An 861-nucleotide genomic window follows, 5' to 3' on the forward strand; every position below is an offset into this window, starting at 1 on the left:
CGCCTCGCCGTAGCGCGGGGGGCTCGTCGCTCTCGCGCGCGCCGGTGCTGACGGGCGTGGCTGATGAGCGCCTGTTCCTGCTGTCGTCCGTGGCTTCCACTTGGCTCACCGTTCTCGCGAATTGATTATGACGAATAGCATCGCACTCCCTTGACACCCCTGGAAAGCCACCCGCATGATCTCCATAATCATCATGATGGATTGGAGGTAGGAGATGGCTAGCGCATTAGTGGACGAACAGGACTTCCGCGAGGTGATGGCGGGGGTCTGCGCCCCCGTGACCGTCGTCACCGCCACCCAGGGCGGGACTCCGCACGGGGCGACCGTCAGCGCCTTCGCCTCGCTCTCCCTACGCCCGCCGATGGTCTCCCTCGCGCTGGACCGCGCGTCGGGGCTGCTGGCACGGGTGTTGGCGACGGAGCGGTTCGGGGTCAACGTGCTGGGGGCCGACCAGCACGAGACGGCCCGGACCTTCGCCCGCCGCACGCCCGACCGCTTCCGTGCGCTCTCGTGGCGGTACGACCACGGGCTGCCCCGGCTGACGGACGCTCCCGGGTGGTTGGTGTGCGAACTGACCTCGGTGACCGAGGGCGGCGACCACCTCCTACTACTGGGCACCGCCGTGCACGCCGACACGTCCACCGCCGCACCCCTGGTCTACGGCTACCGCACCTTCGGGACGCACTCCGCCTTCGCCCCGCACCCCACGCCTGAGCGGCCTCTGGCCGCCGGGCCCCTCACCACTCCCACCCCATGACCAACTTCAGACAGGAGACTGAGATGTCCACGGCCCTCACGCCCACCACCATCCCGACCAGGGCCGAACTGGTGGCGAGAGCGACCGCGCTACAGGCGTTGATG

Annotated in this window: 1 protein-coding gene; it reads left to right on the forward strand. The window is 69.0% G+C overall.

From position 1 onward, the window contains the following. The first annotated feature begins 214 nt into the window (after positions 1-214). A complete protein-coding gene (locus KUM32_RS40150) occupies positions 215-757 on the forward strand; it encodes a flavin reductase family protein (protein ID WP_254393512.1) in 543 nt (180 codons plus the stop codon). The last annotated feature ends 104 nt before the right edge of the window (positions 758-861 follow it).

Source organism: Streptomyces sp. AC627_RSS907, assembly GCF_019049165.1.